The organism is Pigmentiphaga humi, assembly GCF_900606115.1.
Lineage (GTDB): Bacteria > Pseudomonadota > Gammaproteobacteria > Burkholderiales > Burkholderiaceae_B > Pigmentiphaga > Pigmentiphaga humi.
On the sequence record NZ_UWPJ01000039.1, the window covers coordinates 89,339 to 111,991 of the forward strand.

Annotated in this window: 19 protein-coding genes; 15 read left to right on the forward strand and 4 right to left on the reverse strand. The window is 65.8% G+C overall.

Translation table 11 applies throughout. The features are described from left to right. The first annotated feature begins 26 nt into the window (after positions 1–26). The gene (locus PIGHUM_RS22070) at positions 27–800 is read left to right on the forward strand and encodes an S-methyl-5'-thioinosine phosphorylase (RefSeq protein WP_124081875.1); all 774 of its coding nucleotides are present in this window, start codon (positions 27–29) and stop codon (positions 798–800) included. A 119-nt stretch (positions 801–919) separates the two neighbouring features. Here PIGHUM_RS22070 and gstA read toward each other — a convergent pair whose 3' ends face one another. The 4 genes from gstA to map all read right to left on the reverse strand — a co-directional run bounded on the left by gstA (position 920) and on the right by map (position 7,740). Next, positions 920–1,522 carry a glutathione transferase GstA gene (gene gstA / locus PIGHUM_RS22075; protein WP_124081876.1) on the reverse strand — a complete coding sequence of 201 codons (603 nt, stop codon included), beginning with the start codon at positions 1,520–1,522 and terminating at the stop codon, positions 920–922. A 58-nt stretch (positions 1,523–1,580) separates the two neighbouring features. After that, positions 1,581–4,100 (reverse strand): glycogen/starch/alpha-glucan phosphorylase, encoded by a 2,520-nt coding sequence (locus PIGHUM_RS22080; protein WP_246013434.1) that lies wholly within the window; start codon positions 4,098–4,100, stop codon positions 1,581–1,583. A gap of 213 nt (positions 4,101–4,313) precedes the next feature. Further along, the gene (locus PIGHUM_RS22085; RefSeq protein ID WP_124081878.1) at positions 4,314–6,914 is read right to left on the reverse strand and encodes a [protein-PII] uridylyltransferase; all 2,601 of its coding nucleotides are present in this window, start codon (positions 6,912–6,914) and stop codon (positions 4,314–4,316) included. A 13-nt stretch (positions 6,915–6,927) separates the two neighbouring features. Next, a complete protein-coding gene (gene map / locus PIGHUM_RS22090) occupies positions 6,928–7,740 on the reverse strand; it encodes a type I methionyl aminopeptidase (RefSeq protein ID WP_124081879.1) in 813 nt (270 codons plus the stop codon). A gap of 478 nt (positions 7,741–8,218) precedes the next feature. Between map and rpsB the strand changes: the two genes are divergently transcribed. The 14 genes from rpsB to lpxB all read left to right on the forward strand — a co-directional run bounded on the left by rpsB (position 8,219) and on the right by lpxB (position 22,648). Continuing rightward, the gene (gene rpsB / locus PIGHUM_RS22095) at positions 8,219–8,965 is read left to right on the forward strand and encodes a 30S ribosomal protein S2 (RefSeq protein ID WP_124081880.1); all 747 of its coding nucleotides are present in this window, start codon (positions 8,219–8,221) and stop codon (positions 8,963–8,965) included. A gap of 239 nt (positions 8,966–9,204) precedes the next feature. Continuing rightward, positions 9,205–10,086, forward strand: coding sequence for a translation elongation factor Ts (gene tsf / locus PIGHUM_RS22100; protein ID WP_124081881.1), 882 nt, complete (start codon positions 9,205–9,207; stop codon positions 10,084–10,086). Between the two features lie 189 nt (positions 10,087–10,275). Continuing rightward, positions 10,276–11,007 carry a UMP kinase gene (pyrH, locus tag PIGHUM_RS22105; protein WP_124081882.1) on the forward strand — a complete coding sequence of 244 codons (732 nt, stop codon included), beginning with the start codon at positions 10,276–10,278 and terminating at the stop codon, positions 11,005–11,007. Between the two features lie 31 nt (positions 11,008–11,038). Next, positions 11,039–11,599 (forward strand): ribosome recycling factor, encoded by a 561-nt coding sequence (gene frr, locus PIGHUM_RS22110; RefSeq protein ID WP_124081883.1) that lies wholly within the window; start codon positions 11,039–11,041, stop codon positions 11,597–11,599. 73 nt (positions 11,600–11,672) lie between these two features. Beyond that, on the forward strand, positions 11,673–12,455 hold the full coding sequence (gene uppS / locus PIGHUM_RS22115; RefSeq protein WP_124081884.1) for a polyprenyl diphosphate synthase: 783 nt from the start codon (positions 11,673–11,675) through the stop codon (positions 12,453–12,455). A gap of 4 nt (positions 12,456–12,459) precedes the next feature. Then, positions 12,460–13,311: a phosphatidate cytidylyltransferase gene (locus PIGHUM_RS22120; protein ID WP_124081885.1), complete on the forward strand. Its 852-nt coding sequence runs from the start codon at positions 12,460–12,462 to the stop codon at positions 13,309–13,311. Beyond that, entirely contained in the window at positions 13,308–14,525 is a 1,218-nt protein-coding gene (gene dxr, locus PIGHUM_RS22125) for a 1-deoxy-D-xylulose-5-phosphate reductoisomerase (RefSeq protein WP_124081886.1), read from the forward strand. The genes PIGHUM_RS22120 and dxr overlap by 4 nt, the downstream gene beginning before the upstream one ends. A 36-nt stretch (positions 14,526–14,561) precedes the next feature. After that, positions 14,562–15,893 carry an RIP metalloprotease RseP gene (gene rseP, locus PIGHUM_RS22130; protein ID WP_124081887.1) on the forward strand — a complete coding sequence of 444 codons (1,332 nt, stop codon included), beginning with the start codon at positions 14,562–14,564 and terminating at the stop codon, positions 15,891–15,893. 115 nt (positions 15,894–16,008) lie between these two features. Further along, complete coding sequence (bamA, locus tag PIGHUM_RS22135) at positions 16,009–18,303, forward strand: outer membrane protein assembly factor BamA (RefSeq protein WP_425466749.1); 2,295 nt, start codon at positions 16,009–16,011, stop codon at positions 18,301–18,303. Between the two features lie 136 nt (positions 18,304–18,439). After that, a complete protein-coding gene (locus PIGHUM_RS22140; protein ID WP_124081888.1) occupies positions 18,440–19,015 on the forward strand; it encodes an OmpH/Skp family outer membrane protein in 576 nt (191 codons plus the stop codon). A gap of 43 nt (positions 19,016–19,058) precedes the next feature. Then, complete coding sequence (gene lpxD / locus PIGHUM_RS22145; RefSeq protein WP_124081889.1) at positions 19,059–20,177, forward strand: UDP-3-O-(3-hydroxymyristoyl)glucosamine N-acyltransferase; 1,119 nt, start codon at positions 19,059–19,061, stop codon at positions 20,175–20,177. A gap of 55 nt (positions 20,178–20,232) precedes the next feature. Further along, positions 20,233–20,679, forward strand: a complete 447-nt coding sequence (gene fabZ / locus PIGHUM_RS22150; RefSeq protein ID WP_124081890.1) for a 3-hydroxyacyl-ACP dehydratase FabZ — start codon at positions 20,233–20,235, stop codon at positions 20,677–20,679. A 14-nt stretch (positions 20,680–20,693) separates the two neighbouring features. Continuing rightward, positions 20,694–21,482: an acyl-ACP--UDP-N-acetylglucosamine O-acyltransferase gene (gene lpxA / locus PIGHUM_RS22155; protein WP_124081891.1), complete on the forward strand. Its 789-nt coding sequence runs from the start codon at positions 20,694–20,696 to the stop codon at positions 21,480–21,482. A gap of 41 nt (positions 21,483–21,523) precedes the next feature. Next, positions 21,524–22,648, forward strand: a complete 1,125-nt coding sequence (gene lpxB / locus PIGHUM_RS22160; RefSeq protein ID WP_124082021.1) for a lipid-A-disaccharide synthase — start codon at positions 21,524–21,526, stop codon at positions 22,646–22,648. Positions 22,649–22,653: the final 5 nt, after the last annotated feature.

Consider the following 22,653-nt stretch of genomic DNA (forward strand, 5'->3'; position numbering starts at 1 on the left):
CGCGGCCCGCGCAAAAAGGAAACCACATGCTGGCAATCATCGGAGGCACGGGGCTCTATCATCTGACGGGCATGGTGGCTACGCACAGGAAGGTCGTGCGCACGCCTTACGGCGAGCCGTCGGGCGCCTTGACCTACGGCCGAATCGGCGAGGGCGAAGAAGAGATCGTCTTCCTGGCGCGCCACGGCTACGGCCACACGATCGCGCCGCATCGCATCAACTACCGGGCCAACTTGTGGGCCCTGCATGAAGTCGGCGCGCGCCGGATCGTATCGGTGGCGACCGTCGGCGGGATTTCCGAATCGTTCGTGCCCGGCACGATCGTAGTGCCGGACCAGATCATCGACTACACCACCAACCGCGATCAGACGTTTTTCGAGGGCGGCGACCAGTCCGTCGTCCATGTGGACATGACCCAGCCGTATAGCGAGGCGATGCGGCGCGAGCTGCTCGCAGCGGCGCTCGGATGCGGGATCGCAGTAGTGGATGGCGGCGTTTATGGCTGCACGCAAGGCCCCCGCCTGGAAACCGCGGCCGAGATCCGGCGGATGGGACGCGACGGCTGCGACATGGTGGGCATGACCGGCATGCCCGAAGCCGCGCTGGCGCGCGAACTGCAACTCGACTACGCGGCCTTGTGCCTGGTCACGAATGCGGCGGCGGGCCAAGGCGCGAGCACCACGGAAATCTCCCTGGGCGGCATGCGCGACGTGGTCGACGTGAGCATGCACGAGGTGCATCGCATCCTCGGCGCCGTGGTGGGCTCGGGATGCGGCTCACGGCCGGCCGGCTCCGCATAGCCCCCGACCTGGCCTACAGAGGTTGGGTACTGCCCAGGGCACAGCGGATCCGGCTTTGCCGGTCCGCCAGTGCCGCCCCCTCGAGGGGGCCCGCGTAAGCGGGTAGGGGGTGGTCTTCCCTAGAAGCCTTCGGCCTGCAGCGCAGCCTGGACGGCAGGACGCTTGGCCACGCGTTCGCGGAAGGCCACGAGAGCGTCCCAGCGCGACAGGTCTACGCCCAGGCGCGGCGCCCAGCCGGTGGTGACGAACAGGTAGATGTCGGCCACCGAGAAACCCGAAGGCATCAGGTATTCGCGCTTGGCCAGTTCGGCGTTGACGTAGTCCAGGCGGGTGAACAGGATGTTCTTGAAGATGTCCTTGCCTTCGTCGGAAAGCCCGGGCTTGAACATCGGCGAAAAACCCTTGTGGATCTCGGTGGCGATGAAGACCAGCCAGGTTTGCAATGTATAGCGCTCGGCGCTTTCCGGCGGCGGCGCCAACTTGCGTTCGGGCACCAGGTCGGCCAGGTATTGCAGGAGCACGGCCAGTTCGGTCATGACGATGCCGGGAGCCACTTCCAGCGCAGGCACGTAGCCCTTGGGGTTGATGGTGCGGTAGTCCGTGCCGTTTTCGGTGACTTTGGCTTTCAGGTCCACCTTTTCCCACGTGAATTCGAGACCGGCTTCGCGTAGGGCGATGTGGGGCGCCTGCGAGCAGGCGCCGGGCGTGTAGTAGAGCTTCATGGTGCCTCGCTGGGGTTGAGACGGAAAGTCCCTATTGTCGCACCGCCCGGGACCGGAATCACTTCAGTGTTTGCTCGAGTTCATTACCGTTGAGCAGGGTCACCGGCGTCGGTCGGACCTTCCAGATCCGCTCGGCGTATTCCCGGATGCTGCGATCCGAAGAGAACTTGCCCGAACGCGCGGTATTGAGAATGGACATGCGGGTCCAGGCCTCCGTGTCCTGGTAGGCCTGGGTGACCTGCTCCTGGCATTCGATATAGGACTGGTAGTCGGCCAGCAGCAGGTAGGGATCGCGTTGAAGCAGGTCGTCCAGCAAAGGACGGAACAATTCGGGATCGCCGCGCGAGAAGAAGCCGCTCTGGATCAGGTCCAGGCAGGCGTGAAGCTCGCTGTGGCTCTGGTAGTAGTCCATGGGCCGGTAGCCCGCCTGCTTGATCTGCCGGACTTCCTCGGCAGTGTGCCCGAACAGGAAGAAATTCTCCGCGCCGACCTGCTCGCGCAACTCGATGTTGGCGCCGTCCATCGTGCCTATGGTGAGCGCGCCGTTCATCGCGAACTTCATGTTGCCGGTGCCCGAGGCCTCCTTGCCGGCGAGCGAAATCTGCTCGGACAGCTCGGCGGCCGGATAAATGCACTGCCCCTGGGTCACGTTGAAGTTGGGGATGAAGACGACCTTGAGCAGGTCGCGGATGTCGGGGTCGTTGTTGACCACTTCGCCGACGGAGGTGATGAATTTGATCATCAGCTTGGCCGTGTGGTAGCCGGGCGCAGCTTTGCCGCCGAATATGAAGGTGCGGGGCTGGTGGTCTCGTGCCCGGCCCGATTTCAGCCGCAGGTAGAGCGTGACGATGTGCAGCACGGCCAGGTGCTGGCGCTTGTATTCGTGGATGCGCTTGACCAGCACGTCGAACATCGAGTCCGGGTTCACTTTCACGCCGGTGCGGCGCAGCAGCAGGGCCGCCAGATCGGCTTTGTTGGCGCGCTTGACGGCGCGCCAGTCCTCGCGGAAGGCGGGATCGTCCAGGTGTTCTTCGAGATGGCGCAGGCGCGGAAGATCGGTAATCCAGGCGTCGCCGATGGCGCGCGTGACCAATGCCGTGAGGCGCGGGTTGCTGAGCGCCAGCCAGCGGCGCGGTGTCACGCCATTGGTGACGTTGCTGAACTTCTGCGGCCACAGTTCGTAGAAGTCCCGCAGCAGGTCGCTCTTGAGCAGTTCGGAGTGCAGTTCCGCCACGCCGTTGATGGCATGGCTGCCCACGCAGGCCAGGTGCGCCATGCGCACGTAGCGTTCGCCGGTCTCGTCGATCAGCGAGAGGCGCGCGATGCGCGATTCGTCGCCGAGGAAATGAATGCGCACGTCGTTCAGGAAACGGGCATTGATTTCGTAGATCAGTTCGAGATGGCGCGGCAGGATGCGTTCGAACAGCGCCAGCGGCCAGCGCTCGAGCGCCTCGGGCAGCAGCGTATGGTTGGTGTAGGAGAACGTGCGCGTGGTGATGCCCCAGGCCCGCTCCCACGGCAGCAGGTGTTCGTCCACGAGCAGGCGCATCAGTTCCGCGATGGCGATGGCAGGATGGGTGTCGTTGAGCTGGACCGCGAACTTGCGGTCGAATTCGGCGATCGCGCTACCCCGCGCCAGGTGGATGCGCAGCATGTCCTGCAGCGAGCACGAGACGAAGAAATACTGCTGTTCCAGGCGCAGCTCCTTGCCCTGGGTGGTCTCGTCGTTGGGGTAGAGCACCTTGGTCAGGTTTTCCGAGGTCACCTTCTTGTTGACCGCGCCCAGGTAGTCGCCGCGGTTGAACACCGAGAAATCGAAGGCTTCCGTCGCTTCCGCGCGCCACAGGCGCAGCGTGTTGGTCGTGTTCACGTGGTAGCCCGGAATGGGGTAGTCGCACGGCACCCCGGACACCGTTTTTTCGGGGACCCAGCGCACGTGCAGCCGCCCGGCATCGTCGTTGTAGGGCTCGGTGCGTCCACCCAGCTTGACCTCGACCGACCACTCCGGCCGCGGAATTTCCCAGGGATTGCCGTAGCGCAGCCATTTATCGGTATTTTCGACCTGCCAGCCATCGATGATGGTCTGGAAAAAAATGCCGTATTCATAGCGGATGCCGTAGCCGAAGGCGGGGATCTGCTGGGTCGCCAGGGAATCGAGGAAGCAGGCGGCGAGCCGGCCCAGGCCGCCGTTGCCCAGCCCGGGTTCTTCTTCCTGCCGCAGGATCTCGCCATAGTCGAGCTTCATCTCGGCGAGGACTTCGCGTGCCGTGTCGGCCAAGCCCAGGTTGATCAATTGGTTGCACAGGTGGGGTCCCATCAGGAACTCCGCGGACAGGTAGGCGACGGTGCGCGGCGCGGCCTGGTTGTATTGGGCGGAGCTGCTCAGCCAGCGCTGCAGGCTGCGGTCGCGGACAGCATGCGCCAGCGCCAGGTAGAAATCGTTCTTGCCGGCGATCTTGGGAAATTTGGCGATGGTGTAGTACAGGTGATCGAGAAAGGCCCGCTTGAGGCCTTCCCTGGAGAACGAGGTGCGTTCGTCGTCGATGCTGGAGGAGGGTAGCGGGGCAGGTGCGGACACGGGCAGGGCTCCCATAGTTTTGGCGCTTGCAGTGCGCTGCGGGCGGCTGGGCGGAACCGGCCCGCGCAGGAGGCGGGACCGGATGCTGCAAACCTATTGTTGCGTTGCAAATCCGTGCGGCGCAAGCCGTGCTTTCAATTCGTTAGGCCTGTGTACGCCGGCGCAGGAGAAAAGTTACATCGGGAACGTGACAGGCGCGCGGAAGGCGCCCCCCTACTGCAGCGCTTCGAGCAGATCCTGTTCGAACTGGATCTGGCTGCGCGGGTTGTTCAGTGCGCCGCCGTCTATCAGGAACGTGTCTTCCACGCGTTCGCCCAGCGTCATGACCTTGGCCGTCTTGAGGTTGATGCGATGCTGGGCAAAGGTGCGCGCCAGCGCGTGCAGCAGTCCGGTGCGGTCCGAGGCGGTGACGCTGAGTATCCACGATTGCCCGCGCTCGTCGGGCCGCAGCTCGACGGTGGGGGTGATCGGAAACATGCGCGACTGGCGCGATTGCCGGGGGCCCAGCGGAACGGCGGGACTGCCTGCCGCCTGGTCGCGCGCACGCGAGTCGGCCAGGCTCCGCGTCAACTCATGCTCGACGAGGCTCAGCAGCGAGCGCTGTTCGCTCGGCGTGCCCGGCGCCAGAACGACGAAGCTGTCCAGCGCCCAGCCATGGCGGGTGGTATGGATGCGGGCGTCCTGGATGCTCAGGTGCCGTTCGTCGAAATAGCCGCAGATGCGGGCGAACAGGTCGGGCTGGTCGTGCACATACACCACGATCTGCAAGCCTTCCCCTATGAGGGCGACGCGCGCGCGCACGATCGGCTCGGCGCTGTTGACCTTGTTGTACAGGTGGCGGGTCTGCCAGGCGATCTCGGGGGCTTCGTGGCGCAGGAAATAGGCGACGTCCAGCTGTTTCCACAATTCTTCATGGGCGTCCTCGGTCAGGCCGGCCAGGCGCAGGGCGCCCAGCGCCTCGGCCTTGCGATTCTCCAGAATGGCCTTGGGGTCGGGGCGTCCGGCGCCCAGCGTGCGCTGGGTCTTCAGGAAGAGGTCTTCGAGCAGCTTGGCCTTCCACGCGTTCCAGACCTTGGGACTGGTGCCGCGTATGTCGGCCACGGTAAGCAGGTAGAGCGCGGTCAGGTGGCGGATGTCGCCCATGCTCTGCGCGAATTCCTGGACGACGCGGGGGTCGGAGATGTCTTTCTTTTGCGCCACGGAGGACAGCGTCAGGTGTTCGTGCACCAGGAACTCGAGCAGTTCGGCGTCTTCCTTGCCCAGGCCGTGTGCGCGCGCGAACTTGCGCGCCTCGGCCGAGCCCAGGACGGAATGGTCTCCCCCGCGGCCCTTGGCGATGTCATGAAACAGCGCGGCGGCGTAGAGCAGCCAGGGCTGGTCGAAATTGGCCATCAACTGGCTGCACAGCGGGTATTCGTGCGCATGCTCGGGCATCGTGAAGCGGCGCAGGTTGCGCACCACCATCAGGATGTGCTGATCCACGGTATAGGCGTGGAACAGGTCGTGCTGCATCTGGCCGACGATGCGCCGGAACGGCGGCAGGTAGCGCGGCAGGATGCTGAGGTCGTTCATGCGCCGCAATTCGTGCACGATGCCTCGCGGCTGCTGCAGGATGGACAGGAACAGGTGGCGGTTGACCGGGTTGCGCCGGAACTGGGCGTCGATCAGGCGGCGGGCATGCCAGATGGCGCGCAGCATGCGGGCCGACATGCCCTTGAGCTCGGGACGCTGCTGCATGACCAGGAACGCGCGCAGCAGCAGCACGGGCTTGCGTTCGAAAGCGTCGTCCCGATACATGTCCAGCCGTTCGTGCCGGCTGCAGAAATCCTCGTCGATGGGCTGGGCCTGCTGGTCCGGACTCGAGAACAGGCGTTCTTCGAGATTCTGCACCAGGATGGTGTTGAGCTGGGTGACCAGCTTGGCGGCCCAGTAATAGCGCTGCATCAGCATTTCGCTGGGGCGGCGCGGGCCGCCTGCGGCAAAACCGTAGACTTTGGCCATGGCCGGCTGCACGTCGAATACCAGGCGGTCTTCGCGGCGCCGGGTCAGCAGGTGCAGTTCGATGCGCAGGCGTTTGAATGCCTGCTCGGCCCGGCGCAGGTGGCGCGCCTCGTCGGCGGTCAGCAGGCCGGCCCGGGCGATCTGCGCCCAGGTCTTGCCGAAGCCAGCGGCACGCGCCATCCAGAGTATCACCTGCAGGTCGCGCAGCCCGCCGGGAGATTCCTTGCAATTGGGCTCGAGCGCGTAGGGCGTGTAGTTGTACTTGGTATGCCGCTGCTGCATTTCCAGCAGCTTGTCGTGGAAGAATGCGCGTTTGTCCAGCCGGCCTTGCATGGCCGTCTCGAAGCGGCGCATCAAAGCATGGCTGCCGGCCAAGTAGCGGGCCTCGAGCAGAGCGGTCTCGACCGTGATGTCGCGCGCTGCCTCGGCCATGCATTCTTCGATGGTGCGTGCGCTGTGGCCAGGCTCCAGGCCGATGTCCCAGAGCGCGGTGATCAGGCCGCCGATGCGGGCCTCGTCCTCGGCGTCGGCCGGCTGGCGCAGCAGCACCAGCACATCGACGTCGGAATAAGGGTAGAGTTCCCCACGGCCATAGCCCCCCACCGCGGCCAGCGCCGCGCCCGACGGCAGCGGATTGATCTCGAGCAGCGCGACCAGCGTGCGGTCGACGATGCGGCGCAACTCGGTGAGCAGGCTGTCCGCGCGCAGGTTGGCACGGTAGGTCTCGATGGCCTGCTCGCGCTGCGCGCGCATGGTGTCGCGCAGTTCCCGCAGGTCCCGCTGTACGGGTGGATTTACGAGGGCGGTGGGCATGGGGACTCGGGGATCAGGCCGCCTTGGCGTCGACGAAGGCGGGCGGCGCCGGCATGCCGGGCGATACCGTCAGGACTTCGTAGCCGGCGTCGGTCACGACCACGGTGTGTTCCCACTGCGCCGACAGGCTGTGGTCGCGGGTAACGATGGTCCAGCCGTCGGCCAATTCGCGGATCTCGCGCCGGCCCGCGTTGATCATCGGTTCGATGGTGAAGATCATGCCGGCCTGCAACTGCTGGCCGGTGCCCGGCTTGCCGTAGTGCAGCACCTGCGGATCTTCGTGGAAAACCTGGCCGATGCCATGGCCGCAGAATTCGCGCACCACGCTGTAGCCGTGGTTCTCGGCGTGTTTCTGGATGGCATGGCCGATGTCGCCCAGGCAGGCGCCGGCGCGGACCTGCTCGATGCCCAGCCACATGCATTCATAGGTGACCTGGGACAGGCGGCGCGCCAGGACGGACGGCTCGCCTGCGAAGTACATGCGGCTGGTGTCGCCGTGCCAGCCATCCTTGATGATGGTGACGTCGATGTTCAGGGCGTCGCCGTTCTTGAGCACCTTGGCTCCGGGGATGCCATGGCACACCTGGTGGTTCACCGACGTACAGATGGCGCCGGTGAACGGCGGGTAGCCGGGGGGCGCGTAGCCAATGGTGGCGGACTTCACGCCGAGCTCGTCGGTCATGTATTCCAGGCACAGACGGTCGAGCTCGCCGGTAGTGACGCCGGGTTTCACGTGGGGGGCGATGAAGTCGAGCACGCTGGCGGCGGCTTGGCAGGCGGCCCGCATTTTCTCGATCTCGTCGGCGGTCTTGATACTGATGGTCATGGTTCGGTTGTCCAATGCAGGGCGGCGAGGCGTCGCCGCCGTTCGTCCCGGGTGGGTCGCGCGCCTGGGCCCGGCCGGAGGCGGGCGCCGAGGCCGGCAGGCCCGGCGGGAACGATTACATCCGCTATTTTCCACGATGCAGCGGCCGGAAGCGATGCCCGGCCGGGCAAATTTGCGCGAATCGGGGCGAACGGAAGGGAGTCGGCACATCGTCGGCATGTTTTGTGTAACAAAATATGCCGACGATGTGCGGGATGGCGTTGCGTTACAGAGGGCGGCTTGAGCACCGTGCCCGGAAAATAGTAGAATTAAAGGCTTTCTTCTTTTCGGAAGAGAGTTTTCAAAGCGTTTTTCAAACAATCGTTGACCAATCGCGCGCCGTGTCATCCAGGGTGCCGGCCGGTTCGCTCTTCCAGGATCATAGGGAAGCAGCGCGGCAGGTGCTGATGCGGCGCAAGACCTAACCCTCGGAGCTCATATGTCCGTTAGCATGCGCGAAATGCTGGAAGCCGGTGTCCACTTCGGCCACCAAACCCGCTTCTGGAACCCCAAGATGGCCCCCTACATCTTCGGCCATCGCAACAAGATCCACATCATCAACCTCGAGAAGACCCTGGCCCTGTACCAGGATGCGCTGAAGTTCGTGCGCCAGCTGTCGGCTCGGGGCGGCACCATCCTGTTCGTCAGCACCAAGCGCGCGGCCCGCGAAATCATCGCCGAAGAAGCCCAGCGCTGCGGCATGCCCTATGTCGACAGCCGTTGGCTGGGCGGCATGCTGACCAACTTCAAGACGGTCAAGACCTCGATCAAGCGCCTGAAAGACATGGAAGCCATGCAGGCCGAAGGCGCCACCGAGCGCATGAGCAAGAAAGAAGCGCTGATGTTCCAGCGCGAAATGGACAAGCTGAACAAGTCCATCGGCGGCATCAAGGACATGAATGGCCTGCCGGACGCGATCTTCATCATCGACGTTGGTTACCACAAGATCACCGTCACCGAAGCCAAGACGCTTAACATTCCCGTCGTCGCCGTGGTCGATACCAACCACTCGCCCGACGGCGTGGCCCACGTCATCCCGGGCAACGACGACTCCTCCAAGGCGATCGTGCTGTATGCCCGCGGCGTGGCCGATGCCGTCCTGGAAGGCCGTGACCAGGCCCTGCAAGGCGTGGTCGATGCCGTGACCGAAGGCGACGAAGAGTTCGTCGAGGTAGAAGAGGAATAAGGCCCCCCGTACGCGCTTACGCGCGCCCCCCAGGGGGCGGCACTGGCGGACCGGCAAAGTCGGATCCGCGGTGCCCTGGGTTGAAAGCAGCGCTGTGTTGTGGCGTTGTTTTTGATTGCGGGACGTCTGGGGGAGCAGCCTCAGGGTTGCGGGTGATGGTTCTACAGGGGCGCTTCGCCCCTTGTTTTTAAATAATTTTTGTCGCCGTCCGTCTGGGGCGGCGCATGTCAGGAGTAATCATGGCCGCTATTACCGCAGCAATGGTCAAGGAACTGCGCGAGAAGACCGACGCCCCCATGATGGAGTGCAAGAAGGCGCTGACGGAAGCCGATGGCGATCTGGCCAAGGCCGAGGAAATCCTGCGCGTCAAGCTGGGCAGCAAGGCCAGCAAGGCTGCCGCCCGCGTCACCGCTGAAGGCCTGGTGGCCGTGTATGTGTCGCCCGATCAGAAGACCGGCGTTGCCGTCGAAGTCAACAGCGAGACCGATTTCGTTGCCAAGAACGACGATTTCGTCCAGTTCTCCAGCGACATCGCCGAACTGATCGCCAAGGCTGCGCCGGCCGACGTCGCCGCGCTGTCCGAGCTGGCCTTCCGTGACGGCACCGTGGAGTCGGTGCGTACCGCCCTGGTCGGCAAGATCGGCGAGAACATCAGCGTTCGCCGCTTCACCCGCATCGCGACCGAGAACAAGCTGGCCCAGTACGTGCACGGCGGCCGCATCGGCGTGCTGATCGAGTATTCGGGCGACGACACCCTGGGCAAGGACCTCGCCATGCACGTGGCCGCGACCAAGCCCAAGGCCCTGGATGCCTCCGGCGTTTCCCAGGACGACATCCAGCGCGAGCGTTCGGTGGCCGAGCAGAAGGCTGCCGAATCGGGCAAGCCGGCCGAGATCGTCGCCAAGATGGTCGACGGTTCGATCCAGAAGTTCCTGAAAGAGGTTACGCTGTTGTCTCAGCCGTTCGTCAAGGACGACAAGCAGACGGTCCAGCAGATCCTCAAGGCCAAGAACTCGGCCGTGCAGCAGTTCGTGCTGTACGTCGTGGGCGAAGGCATCGAGAAGAAGACCACCGACTTCGCGGCTGAAGTCGCTGCCCAGGCCGCTGCCGCCCGGAGCTGAGCAAAAGTGGTGCGGAACAGCGGGAGGAGCGGCTAAACGTGCCGTTCACGCTGTTCCGGTAGTATCCAGAGGAATGCCGGGCGCCCCGGGTTTCCTCCGCTCCTGCCGGGGCGTTCGCCGCGGGCGAATCGGGGCGACGAGTATGCCGGACCAGGCTGAGATTGCGCGGGAGTACGTATGACGGTGGAAATGAACGCATCTGATGCGAAAACGGGGGCGTACAAGCGCGTACTGCTCAAGCTGTCGGGTGAAGCCCTTATGGGTGACGATGCGTTCGGTATCAACCGCGCAACCATCGGCCGCATGGTCGAGGAAATCGCCGAAGTGGCCGAGTTGGGCGTCGAGCTGGCTCTGGTGATCGGCGGCGGCAACATTTTTCGCGGCGTGGCGCCCGGTGCCCAGGGCATGGACCGCGCCACCGCCGACTACATGGGCATGATGGCGACCATCATGAACTCGCTGGCGCTGCAGGACGCGCTCAAGCGCCGCGGCATCGATGCCCGCGTGCAGTCCGCGCTGACCATCGAGCAGGTGGTCGAGCCCTATATCCGCCCCAAGGCCCTGCGCTACCTGGAAGAGGGCAAGGTCGTCATTTTCGCCGCGGGTACGGGCAATCCCTTTTTCACGACCGACACCGCCGCCGCGCTGCGCGGCGCGGAGGTCGGCGCCGAAATCGTCTTGAAGGCAACCAAGGTCGACGGCATCTATTCGGCCGATCCGAAGAAAGATCCTACCGCCACGCGCTACAGCCGCATCAGCTTCGACGAGGCCATCGTGCGCCGGCTCGAAGTCATGGACGCGACCGCGTTCGCGCTGTGCCGCGACCAGAAGCTGCCGATCAAGGTTTTCTCGATCAACAAGCCCGGTGCCTTGAAGCGCGTCGTTTCCGGCGACGACGAAGGCACGCTGGTGCATGTTTGACCGACTGTTCAGAATCTAGCAGGAGACCGCGATGAGCGCTTCCGACGTCAAGAAAAACGCCGAAACCAAAATGGGCAAGTCCATCGAGACGCTCAAGGCCAATTTGTCGAAGATCCGCACGGGCCGCGCCAGCGCCGGCATCCTGGACCACGTCCAGGTCGACTACTACGGCTCCATGGTGCCGCTGAGCCAGGTCGCGAACCTCAGCGTGATCGATGCCCGCACCTTGAGCGTGCAGCCCTGGGAAAAGAAGATGGCCCAGGTGATCGAGAAGGCCATCCGCGAGTCCGATCTGGGCCTGAATCCCCAGTCCATGGGCGATCTGATCCGCGTGCCCATGCCGCCGCTGACCGAAGAGCGCCGCCGCGAACTGACCAAGGTGGTCAAGAGCGAGGGCGAGGACGCCAAGGTCGCCGTGCGCAACTTGCGCCGCGACGCCAACGAACAGCTCAAGCGCCTGGTCAAGGACAAGGACATTTCCGAAGACGAGGAACGCCGCGCCCAGGACGACGTGCAAAAGCTCACGGATCGCTTTGTGGCCGAGATCGACAAGCTCGTGAGCCAGAAAGAAGCGGAGATCATGACGGTTTGAGACCGCTCTTGTCCGTCTATCGTCCGCGCCCCGCACCGCTTTGCGGTGCGACCCACTTCAAGGTTTGCTGCATATGGGATTGAGTACCACCCTTGGCGTGCCGCAAGCCGACGCCGTGCCCCGGCACGTGGCGATCATCATGGACGGCAATGGCCGCTGGGCGACGCAGCGCTTCCTGCCGCGCGTGGCCGGCCACAAGAAAGGAGTCGATGCAGTGCGCGCGGTGGTCGAGGCCTGCGCCGTGCGCGGCATCGAATACCTGACGCTGTTCGCTTTCAGTTCCGAGAACTGGCGCCGTCCGGCCGAGGAAGTCTCGCTGCTCATGCGGCTGTTCGTGCATGCGCTCGAGCGCGAGGTCACCAGGCTGGCCCGCAACGGCATCAAGCTCAAGGTGGTGGGCGACATCGAGGCCTTCGAACCGCGATTGCGCGAACTGATCGCCGACGTCGAGGCGCGCACTCGCGACAACGACCGCCTGACGCTGACCATCGCCGCCAATTACGGCGGCCGTTGGGATATCCTCCAGGCTACGCGCCGCCTGCTGGCGGCACGGCCCGAACTGGCCGCCCGGCCGGAACTGCTGGACGAATCGGCGTTGGCTCCCTACCTGGCGATGGCCTACGCCCCCGAGCCGGACCTGTTCATCCGCACCGGCGGCGAACAGCGCATTTCCAACTTCCTGATCTGGCAGCTCGCCTATACCGAGCTGTATTTCACCGACTGCTATTGGCCCGACTTCGATGCGGCCCAGCTCGACCTGGCCTGCCAGTCGTATCGTGGCCGCGAGCGCCGCTTCGGCCGCACCAGCGCGCAGGTGCGGGCCCAGGCGGCTCCCCACGTTTCCAACGGTAGCTGAACCCATGCTCGGACAACGCGTCATCACCGCCGTCGTCCTGCTGATCGTCCTGGCAGGCGTGCTGTCGCTCGGCAACCCGCTGCCGTTCGAATTGCTAATGGCCTTGTTCGTCGGATGCGCACTCTGGGAATGGTGGCGCCTGACCTTGGCGCCGCGCGGGGGCGTGGCGCGGGCCAATCTTCCCGCGGCGCTTGCCGGTGTCGCGCTGGGTGCCGGGCTGGCGGCCTGGCGCTGGCATGCCGGGCCGGCCGACCTGGCGGCGGGAGAAGGCGCGCTGTTCTGGCGTGGCCTGTGGATCGCGGTATCGCTGGTGTGGATGTTCGTGCTCGTGCCCATGCTGCTGCGCGCCAGCGCCGAAGCCGATCCGCGCAATCCCTGGCTGACCCTGCTCGCGCCGTTCGCCCTGTTGGCGGCCTGGTCGGCGCTGATCGCGGGATTCGGGCGCGGGGTGGTATTCCTGCTGACGCTGCTGGCGCTGGTCTGGATCGCCGACATCGCCGCTTATTTCGTCGGCCGCGCGGTGGGCAAGCGCAAGCTGGCGCCGCACATCAGTCCGGGCAAGACGCGCGAGGGCGCGTTGGGCGGCGTGGCCGGGTCGGTCGTTTTCGTGCTGGGCAGCGCTTGTTTCCCCGCCACTTTCGGCGCGGCCCTGGTGGCGCGCTGGGGCTGGGCCGGGGCGCTGGCGGTAGCCATCGTGCTGGCCGTCCTGTCCATTGCCGGCGACCTGTTCGAATCCTTGATCAAGCGGCGTGCCGGCGTGAAGGATTCCAGCCGCCTGCTGCCGGGCCATGGCGGCGTGCTGGACCGCATCGACGCCTTGATCCCGGTGCTGCCGCTGGCCGTACTGCTCTCATGAGTTTCCGCACAGTTACCGTCCTCGGGGCGACCGGTTCGATCGGCGTCAGCACGCTCGACGTCATCGCGCGTCACCCGCAGCGCTATCGCGTCCATGCGCTGAGCGCGCACAGCAGGATGGAACAACTGGCCGCGCAGGCCGCCGCCAGCCAGGCCGCGGTGGTCGTGGTGCCGGACGATGCGGCGCGTGCGCGCTTTGCCGCAGCCTGGCAGGGACGCGCCAGGCTGCCCGAGATCCGTGTCGGCGCGCAGGCCTTGGCCGATACCGCGGCCGATTCCGCCAGCGATACCGTCATGGCCGCCATCGTCGGCGCCGCCGGCCTGCCATCGGCGCTTGCCGCCGCGCAGGCGGGCAAGCGCGTACTGCTGGCCAACAAAGAAGCGCTGGTCGTGGCCGGAAGGCTGTTCATGGATGCGGTGCGCCGCAGCGGCGCCGAACTGCTGCCCATAGACAGCGAGCACAACGCCATTTTCCAATGCCTGCCGCATGCCGGCAGGGCCTCGGCGCCGGCTGCGCCCGCGCCGGGCGTGCGGCGGCTGCTCCTGACCGCTTCGGGCGGTCCGTTCCGTATCCGGCCGCTGGGCGAGTTGGCCGGGGTTACGCCCGAGCAGGCGTGCGCCCATCCCAATTGGTCCATGGGACGCAAGATCTCGGTCGATTCGGCCACCATGCTGAACAAGGGGCTGGAGGTCATCGAGGCGCATTGGCTGTTCGCCATGCCCGCCGAGCGCATCGAAGTCCTGATCCATCCGCAGAGCGTGGTCCATTCCATGGTGGAATACGAGGACGGCTCGGTACTGGCCCAATTGGGACAGCCCGACATGCGGACGCCCATCGCCTACGGACTGGCCTTCCCCGAGCGCACGCCTGCCGGCGTCAGCCCGCTGGATCTTGCTCGCCACGGCCGGCTGGACTTCGAAACCCCCGATCTGGCGCGTTTTCCCTGCCTGCGGCTGGCTTTCGAGGCGTTGCGGGCAGGGCAGGGCGCCTGTGTGGCGCTGAACGCTGCCAATGAAATCGCGGTCGAAGCGTTTTTGCGGGGTGCGGCGCCCTATACGGCAATCGCGGCTATCATCGAATCCGTGCTCGCTGGCGACTGGCCGCGCGCCGGGGATGCGCTGGGCTCGCTCGACGGTCTGCTCGATCTCGACGCCCAGGCGCGGGAACGGGCCCGCGAAACGCTCGCCCGGCTGGGCGTGACAGGGGCGCGTTGAGCCGGTGCGCGGCGGCGCTGCGGCAAGGAGATTTCCATGTTGTTGACTTTGGCGGCGTTCGCCGTCGCATTGGGTATTCTGGTAGTGATCCACGAACTGGGCCATTACCTGGTGGCGCGCGCCTGCGGCGTGCGCATCCTGCGGTTCTCGGTGGGTTTCGGCAAAGTGTTGTGCCGCCGTACCGACCGGCATGGCACCGAGTGGGCGCTGTCGGCCATTCCGCTGGGCGGCTATGTCAAGATGCTGGACGAACGCGAAGGCGACGTTCCCGCCGCGGAGCGCGGCCGGGCGTTCAATGCCCAGCCGGTGGCCAGGCGCATCGCCATTGTCGCGGCCGGCCCGGTGTTCAACCTGGCGCTGGCCGCCTTGCTGTACGCCACGCTGAACATGGTCGGCGTGAAGGAGCCGGCGGCCGTGCTGGGCCCCCCCGCATCCGGCACCCCGGCGGCCATGGCCGGCATCCAGTCCGGCGACCGCATCGTGTCGATCGACTCGGCCGTCGTGGCGACCTGGGGCGATGCCCGCTGGATGCTGCTCAAGGGAATGACGGACCGGGCCCGGTCCGAGGTCGAGGTGCAGACCGCTTCGGGCGAACAGCGGATCCGGAGCGTGGATTTCTCCCGCGCCGATCTGGGCAATATGGAAGGCGACGTGCTGGGCCGCGAAGGCTTCGAACTGGCCGCGCCCAAGCCCGTGGTCCGCGGCGTGCTGGCGGGCAGCGCCGCTGCCGAGGCGGGGCTGCGCGAGGGCGATCGCATCGTCGGCGTGGGCGGCCGGGACGGGCTTTCGGCGCCGGAGTTGATCAGGCTGATCCAGGAGCACGCCGGCCTGCCGCTGCGCTTGGCGGTGCTGCGCGACGGCGCCGCCGTGTCGGTGGACGTGCTGCCGCGTGAAGAGCAGGTCGAGGGGCGCGCGGTGGGTCGCATCGGCGCCCAGATCGGCGGCGACGTCCAATTGATCACGGTGCGCCACGGTCCGCTGGAAAGCCTGGCGATGGGCGCCCAGCGCACTGCCGAAGTTTCCTGGTTCTCGCTGCGCATGCTGGGCAAGATGCTGGTCGGCGACGTTTCCCTGCGCAACCTGAGCGGTCCGGTTACGATCGCCGACTATGCCGGCCAGACCGCGAGAATCGGGCTGGAGGCCTACATCGCCTTCCTGGCGCTGGTCAGCGTGAGCCTGGGCGTGCTCAACCTCCTGCCCATACCCATGCTGGACGGTGGGCACCTGCTGTATTATCTCGTCGAGATCATCCGGGGCAGCCCGCCTCCGGAACGCTGGATGGAAGTGGGGCAGCGCGCCGGTTTCGGCATCCTGATGGTGCTGATGGCCGTTGCCTTGTTCAACGACTTTACGCGACTGCTGACCTAGGATTCATGAGCGACTTTCGCCTCGCCCCTTTCGCGGTCCGCGGCTCCGCAGCCGGGGCGCGCTCCGCGTCGCGGTTTCGCAATTCACTCAATCAGTTAGAAATCCGGGATTACGAATGACCAACCGCACCCGGCGCATGCCGCGTCTGCTGTCCATGTTGCTGGCCATGGCGATCACCCCGCTGGCCTATGCTTTCGATCCCTTCATCGTCAAGGACATCCGGGTGGAGGGTATCCAGCGCACCGAAGCTGGAACCGTGTTCGGATACCTGCCGGTCAAGGTCGGCGAGCGCTTCACCGAAGAGCAGGCCACGCAGGCGGTGCGGGCGCTCTACGGCACAGGCTTCTTCCGCGACGTGCGCATCGAGGTCGAGAACGACGTCGTCGTGGTGATCGTGGACGAACGGCCTGCGATCGCATCGATCTCCTTCAACGGCATGCGCGAGTTCGAATCGGCCAACGTGCTCAAGTCGCTGGCCGAAGTGGGCTTCGCCGAGGCTCGCATCTTCGACCGCGCCTTGCTCGAGCGCGCTGAACAGGAACTCAAGCGGCAGTATCTGGCGCGCGGCAAGTACTCGGTCGAGATCGTCCCGACGGTCACGCCGCTCGAGCGCAACCGCGTGGGCATCACCTTCGACGTGTTCGAAGGGGACGTCGCCCACATCGCCGGCATCAAGATCATCGGCGCTAAGGCCATCCGCGAGAGCGAACTGCTCGACCAGCTGCAGCTGACCACGCCGGGCTGGCTGACCTGGTACACCAAGGCCGACCAGTATTCGCGCCAGAAGCTGCAGGGCGACATCGAGACCCTGCGGTCCTATTACATGAACCGCGGCTACCTGGAATTCAACGTCGATTCGCCGCAGGTGACCATTTCGCCCGACCGCAAGGAAATCTTCATCACCCTGTCGATCACCGAAGGCGAGAAGTACTCGGTCAGCGACGTCAAGCTGGCCGGCGACCTGCTCGGCCTGGACGAGGACCTGAACAAGCTGATCGCGGTCAAGGCCGGCGAGACCTTCTCGGCCGAGAAGGTCAACAGCTCCAGCAAGGCCATCACCGACCACCTGGGCAAGCTGGGCTATGCTTTTGCCAACGTCAACGCGACGCCGCAGGTGGACCGCGAGAAAAAGACCGCCTCCATCACCTTCTTCGTCGATCCCAACCGGCGCGTCTACGTGCGCCGCGTCAACATCGGCGGCAATACGCGCACGCGCGACGTGGTGATCCGCCGCGAAATGCGCCAGCTCGAGAGCGCCTGGTACGACGCCGGCAAGATCCAGCTGTCGCGCGACCGCATCGACCGCCTGGGCTATTTCCAGAACCTGACCCTCGAAACGCCGCCGGTGCCGGGCACGCCCGACCAGGTCGACGTCAACGTGACCGTGCAGGAAAAGCCGACGGGCATGATCAACCTGGGCGCCGGCTTCAGCAGCACCGACAAGGTCGTGCTGACGGCGGGCATCAGCCAGGACAACATCTTCGGCAGCGGCACCACCGCGGGTATCGAGATCAACACCGGCAAGACCTATCGCACGATCGCGATCAGCCAGACCAACCCGTACTTCACGCAGGACGGCATCAGCCGTTCCACGAGCGTCTACTACCGCACGCTGCGTCCGCTGTCGATCAACACCGGCGACTACCGCATCAAGACCATGGGTGCGGGCATGACCTTCGGCGTGCCGTTCACCGAGACCCAGCGCGTGTTCTTCGGCGCCACGCTGGAAGCCAACGACATCGAGCTGTACGACAGCAGCCCGCAGCGCTACATCGACTACGTCAATACGTTCGGCGGCCGCAGCAACGCCGTCATCTTCTCGGTGGGCTGGAGCAACGACAAGCGCGACAGCGCGCTTGCCCCGACGCGCGGCACCTACCAGCGCGCCGCGGCCGAATCCTCATTGTTCGGCGATCTGCGCTACTACAAGGGCAGCTACCAGCATCAGTACTTCTGGCCCATTACCCGCAGCCTGACCCTGGCGCTGAACGGCCAGGTCGACTACGGCAAGGGCTTTGGCGGCCGCCCCTATCCGCTGCTCAAGAACGTTTACGCAGGCGGCATCGGTTCGGTGCGCGGCTACGCCGGCGGCGGCCTGGGCCCGCGCGACAGCAAGAACGGCGACAGCCTGGGCGGCGCCAAGCGCGTGATCGCCAATGCCGAACTGCTGCTGCCGTTCCCCGGCACCCAGCAGGACCGCACGCTGCGCTGGTTCCTGTTCACCGACGCCGGCAACGTCTACGCCGACGACGAAAACATCAACCTCGGCCAGCTGCGTTACTCGGCGGGTATCGGCCTGAGCTGGCAATCGCCCATCGGGCCGCTGAAGATTTCGTTCGGCAAGGCGCTGAACGCGAAATCCAACGACCGGACGCAAAGCTTCCAGTTCCAGATCGGTACCGGCTTCTGATGTTACGCCGGGCGCGGCAGGCGAGCCCGCCCGGAAGTTTTCTGCTACAACCATTTCCACTGCAGGGCGCCGATCGGTTGCTACGGGCCGCGCCATTGATGGCAAAATATACGACTACCTTCCTAGCGAGAATTAAATGATCCGCAAGTTTTCGACATCTGCCACCAGTCTGACCGCCTCTTCCGCTGTCAGGGGTGCCGGCCGGGTGCTGGCGGCGCTGGTACTTTCCAGCGCTGCAGTCGGCGCGGCTCATGCACAGGCTGCATCGCAGGCTCCGGTCAAGATAGGCTTCGTCAACACCGAGCGCATCTTCCGCGATGCCGCCCCGGCCAAGGCGGCGCAGGCCAAGATCGAAGCCGACTTCAAGAAGCGCGATGCCGACCTGCAGGATCTGGCGGCGCGCCTGCGCACCATGTCCGAACAGCTCGACAAGGACGGCGCGGTGATGTCGGAGTCCGACCGCACCCGCCGCCAGCGCGAGCTGAGCGACCTCGACAAGGATTTCCAGCGCAAGCGCCGCGAGTTCCAAGAGGACCTGAACCAGCGCCGCAACGAGGAACTGTCGCAGATTCTCGAGCGAGCCAACCGTGTGATCAAGCAGATCGCCGAGCAGGAAAACTACGACCTGGTCCTCCAGGAAGCCGTCGTGGTCAGCCCGCGCGTCGATATCACCGACAAGGTGCTCAAAGCGTTGAACGGCGGCGCCAAGTAATTGCGCAGCCGTTTTCCGTTCCTGCCGTTCGCGCGAGTTCCGAATGCCCATATTGCTTGACCCGTCCAAGGCGCCGGTATTGCAACGGCTGCTCGAGGAAACCGATACCAGCGGCCTGACGTGGTCGATCGAGCAGGGGGGCGCGCAAGTGCCTGCCGGCGAGATACGCGTCGCAGGCATCGCCAACCTCGAGCGGGCAGGGCCGCAGGAAATCAGCTTCGTCGCCAATCCGCGCTACCAGGCGCAGCTTGCCGAGGCCCAGGCGGCTGCGGTGCTGGTCACGGCCGAGGTCGCCCAGGCGTACCGCGCCATGCTGGCCGAGGCAGGGCGCGCCGGCGAAGCCTTGATCCTGATCATTTGTAACGCCCCGTATCTGCTGTTCGCCCGGATCGGGCAGTGGTTCGAAAGCCAGCTTCATCCGCTGCCGGCAGGCGGCATCCATCCGTCCGCGGTCGTGGCGCCCGACGCCAGCGTCGACCCCAGTGCGCACGTGGGGCCGCTGGCGGTGATCGAGAGCGGCGCCGCCGTCGGCCCGCGGGCCAGCATAGGCGCCGGCTGCTACGTCGGCCCCGGCTGCCGCATCGGCGCCGATTCGGTGCTCCATCCGCGTGTCACGCTGTACCGGGGGGTCAGCATGGGCGCGCGCTGCGTGATCCTGTCGGGTGCGGTGCTCGGCGACGACGGCTTCGGCTTCGCGCCCGATCCGTCCCGCGCCAAGGGCGCCTGGACCAAGATCCCGCAATTCGGCGGCGTGCGTCTGGGCGACGACGTCGAGGTCGGCGCCAACACCACGATCGACCGCGGCGCGCTCGACGACACGCTCATCGGCAATGGCGTCAAGATCGACAACCAGATCATGATCGGCCATAACTGCCGGATCGGCGATCACACCGCGATGGCGGCGTGTGTCGGTATCGCCGGGTCGACGACCGTGGGCGAGCGCTGCTCCATCGGCGGGGCCGCCATGATAGGCGGGCACCTGAAAATCGGCGATGATGTCTTCATCTCGGCTGCTACGCCGGTGCATAGCAACATCGACAAGCCGGGCCAGTACACCGGTTTCTTTCCGATGACCGAGCATGCGCAGTGGGAGCGCAATGCGGTGGCAGTCAGGCATTTGGCGACGATGGCCAAGCGCCTCAAGGCTCTCGAAAAGAAGTAGAAAGCGGGCGGACGCGGGTGGCGGCCGCCACGCACCAAGCACATTGGAAATTCGTATGGAAATGGACATAAAGGGGATACTCGACCATTTGCCGCATCGCTACCCGATGCTGCTGATCGATCGGGTCATCGACGTCAAACCCGGGGAATCGATTCGCGCGATCAAGAATGTATCGTTCAACGAACCGTTCTTTACCGGCCATTTTCCGCATCACCCGGTCATGCCGGGCGTGCTGATCCTGGAGGCCATGGCCCAGGCTGCCGCCATCACGTCGTTCACCGCGGCCGGCAAGAAGCCCGACGACAACACCGTGTACTACTTCGTCGGCATCGACGGCGCGCGCTTCAAGCGGCCGGTCGTGCCCGGCGACCAGCTCAGCCTCGAAGTCAACGTCGAGCGTAGCTCGCGCGGCATCTGGAAGTACAACGGCAAGGCCCTGGTGGACGGCCAGGTGGCCGCCGAAGCCGACCTGATGTGCACCATGCGCGTGCTCGAGCCCTGAGGCGGAAGTCGAGCGTGGCGAGGATACACCCCACAGCCATCGTCGATCCGGCCGCCCAGCTGGACGACGGCGTGACGATAGGCCCCTTCAGCATCGTCGGCTCCAGCGTGCGCATAGGCGCCGGCACCGAAGTAGGCCCGCATTGCGTGATCGACGGCCATACCACGATAGGCCGGGACAACCGCTTTTTCCCGTCGTGCTCCATCGGCGCGGCGCCGCAGGACAAGAAATACGCCGGCGAACCCACGCGGCTGGAGATCGGCAACGGCAACACCATTCGCGAAAGCTGCACCATCAACACAGGAACCGTCCAGGACGCCGGTGTCACGCGCCTGGGCGACGACAACTGGATCATGGCCTACGTGCACGTCGCGCACGATTGCCAGTTGGGCAGCCACGTCATCCTGGCCAACGGCACGCAGCTCGCGGGACACGTGCACATCGGCGACCACGTCATCCTGGGCGGCATGACCGGCGTACACCAGTTCGTCAAGATCGGCGCGCACGCCATGACCAGCGTCCATGCGACGCTGCTGCAGGATCTGCCGCCTTTCGTCACCGCCGCAGGCAGTCCTGCCCGCCCGGCGGCCATCAATGTCGAAGGGCTCAAGCGGCGGGGCTTCACTTCCGCGCAGATAGCGGGCTTGCGCGCAGCCTACAAGACCTTGTACCGCCAGGGACTGACGCTGGATGAGGCGCGCGCCGCGCTCCAGGCCAGGCGAGCGCAGGAGCCCGAGCTGGATGCTCCGCTGAAGACCCTGCTGGATTTCCTCGATACCGCCACGCGCGGTATCGTGCGTTGACGGAGGCGGGCGTGTCATCAGCGGGCCAGCCCTCCATCGGCATGGTGGCGGGCGAACCGTCGGGCGACCTGCTGGCCGCCACCGTGGTCCAGGCCTTGCGCGAATGTGCGCCAGCCTACGCCCTGGCCGGCATCGGCGGGCCCAAGATGCAGGCCCACGGGTTCGACGCCTGGTATCCCATGCAGAAGCTCGCAGTCAACGGCTATGCCGACGTGCTGATGCACCTGCCGGAACTGCTGGGCATACGCCGCGCGGTACGCGAACGCTGGCTGGCCGAGCGGCCGGCGGCCTTCGTCGGCGTGGACGCGCCCGACTTCAACTTCGGCCTGGAGCGGGCCCTGCGCGAGGGCGGCATTCCCACCGTGCACTTCATCGGGCCCTCGCTATGGGCCTGGCGCGGCGAGCGCATCAACACCATTCGCGCTGCCGTCTCGCACATGCTGGTGGTGTTCCCGTTCGAAGAAAAGATCTATCAGGACGCCGGCGTGCCGGTTACCTACGTCGGCCATCCGCTGGCGCGCGTCATCGCCCGCGTGCCCGACCGCGCCGGTGCCCGCGCCCGCCTGGGCATCGCGCAGCAGGACCGGGTCCTGGCGCTGATGCCGGGCAGCCGCGCGGGCGAAGTCCGGCACCTCGCCCCGCGCTTCCTGGCTGCCGCCAGGCTGCTGCAGGCGCGCGACCCTGCGCTGCGCTTCTGGGCGCCGATGGCCAATGCCGAGCGCCAGCGGGAATTCGAAGCCCACGCCCAGGCACTGGGGGGACTGGACAACCTGCACGTCGTAGTCGGCGGCTCGCACGACATCCTCGCCGCCTGCGACGCCGTGCTGGTGGCCAGCGGCACGGCCACCCTGGAAGCCGCATTGTTCAAGCGCCCCATGGTGGTGTCGTACGTGCTGCCCAGGCTGTCGTGGTGGATCATGCGCCGGCAGGCCTACCTGCCTTGGGTCGGCCTGCCCAACGTCCTGTGCCGGGAGACTGTGGTTCCCGAGCTGCTGCAGGATGCGGCCACGCCCGAGGCGCTGGCCGCCGCGGCCTGGCAGGCGCTGACCGACGACGCCGCCCGGCAGCGCCTGGAGACGCGTTTCGGCGCCTTGCACGACGACCTCGTGCGCGATACGCCGGCGCTAGCCAGCCAGGCCATTCTGGAGGTGGCGGGCCATGGCTGAGAAGG

Excerpts from the sequence above, each read along its gene's own strand:
- PIGHUM_RS22070 (WP_124081875.1), top strand. The coding sequence starts at position 27 with ATGCTGGCAATCATCGGAGGCACGGGGCTCTATCATCTGACGGGCATG.
- gstA (WP_124081876.1), bottom strand. The coding sequence starts at position 1,522 with ATGAAGCTCTACTACACGCCCGGCGCCTGCTCGCAGGCGCCCCACATC.
- PIGHUM_RS22085 (WP_124081878.1), bottom strand. The coding sequence starts at position 6,914 with ATGCCCACCGCCCTCGTAAATCCACCCGTACAGCGGGACCTGCGGGAA.
- map (WP_124081879.1), bottom strand. The coding sequence starts at position 7,740 with ATGACCATCAGTATCAAGACCGCCGACGAGATCGAGAAAATGCGGGCC.
- rpsB (WP_124081880.1), top strand. The coding sequence starts at position 8,219 with ATGTCCGTTAGCATGCGCGAAATGCTGGAAGCCGGTGTCCACTTCGGC.
- tsf (WP_124081881.1), top strand. The coding sequence starts at position 9,205 with ATGGCCGCTATTACCGCAGCAATGGTCAAGGAACTGCGCGAGAAGACC.
- pyrH (WP_124081882.1), top strand. The coding sequence starts at position 10,276 with ATGAACGCATCTGATGCGAAAACGGGGGCGTACAAGCGCGTACTGCTC.
- frr (WP_124081883.1), top strand. The coding sequence starts at position 11,039 with ATGAGCGCTTCCGACGTCAAGAAAAACGCCGAAACCAAAATGGGCAAG.
- uppS (WP_124081884.1), top strand. The coding sequence starts at position 11,673 with ATGGGATTGAGTACCACCCTTGGCGTGCCGCAAGCCGACGCCGTGCCC.
- PIGHUM_RS22120 (WP_124081885.1), top strand. The coding sequence starts at position 12,460 with ATGCTCGGACAACGCGTCATCACCGCCGTCGTCCTGCTGATCGTCCTG.
- dxr (WP_124081886.1), top strand. The coding sequence starts at position 13,308 with ATGAGTTTCCGCACAGTTACCGTCCTCGGGGCGACCGGTTCGATCGGC.
- rseP (WP_124081887.1), top strand. The coding sequence starts at position 14,562 with ATGTTGTTGACTTTGGCGGCGTTCGCCGTCGCATTGGGTATTCTGGTA.
- bamA (WP_425466749.1), top strand. The coding sequence starts at position 16,009 with ATGACCAACCGCACCCGGCGCATGCCGCGTCTGCTGTCCATGTTGCTG.
- PIGHUM_RS22140 (WP_124081888.1), top strand. The coding sequence starts at position 18,440 with ATGATCCGCAAGTTTTCGACATCTGCCACCAGTCTGACCGCCTCTTCC.
- lpxD (WP_124081889.1), top strand. The coding sequence starts at position 19,059 with ATGCCCATATTGCTTGACCCGTCCAAGGCGCCGGTATTGCAACGGCTG.
- fabZ (WP_124081890.1), top strand. The coding sequence starts at position 20,233 with ATGGAAATGGACATAAAGGGGATACTCGACCATTTGCCGCATCGCTAC.
- lpxB (WP_124082021.1), top strand. The coding sequence starts at position 21,524 with ATGGTGGCGGGCGAACCGTCGGGCGACCTGCTGGCCGCCACCGTGGTC.